The organism is Protofrankia sp. Cr1 (assembly GCF_963555865.1).
Taxonomy (GTDB): Bacteria; Actinomycetota; Actinomycetes; order Frankiales; family Frankiaceae; genus Protofrankia.
In genome coordinates, this window is record NZ_CAUVXO010000136.1 from 1 (window position 1) to 1,157 (window position 1,157).

Consider the following 1,157-nt stretch of genomic DNA (forward strand, 5'->3'; position numbering starts at 1 on the left):
GCCGAACCGACGCCTAAGCGGCTTCTGCGTGTGGAGGGCGTGGCAGTATTCGGACCGGATGAACAGCCGCAACGTTTCGAAAGCGTCAGCAGCGTCGTGTTCGCCGACGACTCAGCGGATCAGGAGTACGAGCGTGCCCGCGCCGACATCGCTGAACACGCCGGGTTGCAGCCGGGCTGGTTGGGTGATGGCGAAGGTGAGAGGGTGACCGAGCGCGCGCTCCAGGTCTGCGCGACGCTTCTCGGGGCTCTGGAAAGCAGCGGCTCGCCCGCCCCGTATGTGTATCCGACTCCGACGGGTGGTCTGCATCTGGAATGGACGGTTCAGGTGACCGAGGTTTCTGCTGAGGTCACGGAGGAGGGAGCGCTGTTGCTCCAGGTAACCGATACCACCTCGGGTCAGTTCGACGGAGCGGACCTTGCCGCTGACGTGGGAATCATGCTCGCTGTCGAGTGGCTCCAACCGAAGTTGACCGCCGCGTGAGTGAGCATCGGATGCGTGCGCCCGACGGTTGGTTTCTTCTCACTGATACCGGCGAGCGTCTGTGGCGCCAGGTGAACCCTTCCTGGGTCAGTAACGGACGTGTCACCAGTCAGGTTTTCAAACCCACCCCCAAGGACCATGGCCGGCTTTCACTGAGTCGGGCGAGTAAGGTCGGCGCCCGACAGTCTCATGAACGTCATCTGGCAAGGGGTCTGGCCTCCGTAGGAGTTCTTTCGGTAACCGTCGGGCAGACGCAGGAGATGAAGGTAACCGCGTGGGATGACTCGGCTGACGAAGATATTCCAGAAGATCATGCTCATCTTGACTGCACCGGCCTGAGCAGACGTGAACAGCAGGCGGTGGCAGATGTGCTCATCGCCCATGCCCGGGATCATGGCTGGGATTACCGGATACCCGGCGCACCAGCGCAGCCTTGATCGTTTTATTTGCCAGGTGGACAGGTCGGCGAGTTGTTCGGATGGGTGGACCAGGCGGTGGCGATGTCGGCGGCGACGGTGACGTTGTTGCGGACGACCGCGATGTTCGTCGCCAGGCTGGCACCAGCGGTTTCGCGGTGGAAGGTCGCGAGCAGGAACGGGGTGACGGCCTTCCCGCGCAGGTCGCGGCGGGCCGCCGCCGCCAGCGCCTCGGCCAGCACGCGGTCGTGCAGGTCG

General features: G+C 63.9%; 3 protein-coding genes. 2 read left to right on the top strand and 1 reads right to left on the bottom strand.

The genetic code is table 11. The annotated features are described in order from the left end of the window. Positions 1–483, top strand: a 483-nt coding sequence (locus U9980_RS13015) for a hypothetical protein (protein ID WP_322768146.1), incomplete at its 5' end; no start/stop codon positions are given. An 11-nt stretch (positions 484–494) separates the two neighbouring features. Beyond that, positions 495–920 (top strand): hypothetical protein, encoded by a 426-nt coding sequence (locus U9980_RS13020; protein WP_322768147.1) that lies wholly within the window; start codon positions 495–497, stop codon positions 918–920. A 5-nt stretch (positions 921–925) separates the two neighbouring features. Here U9980_RS13020 and U9980_RS13025 read toward each other — a convergent pair. Further along, positions 926–1,157: pseudouridine-5'-phosphate glycosidase (locus U9980_RS13025; RefSeq protein ID WP_322768148.1), on the bottom strand; the 232-nt coding region annotated here is incomplete at its 5' end.

Excerpts from the sequence above, each read along its gene's own strand:
- U9980_RS13020 (WP_322768147.1), top strand. The coding sequence starts at position 495 with ATGCGTGCGCCCGACGGTTGGTTTCTTCTCACTGATACCGGCGAGCGT.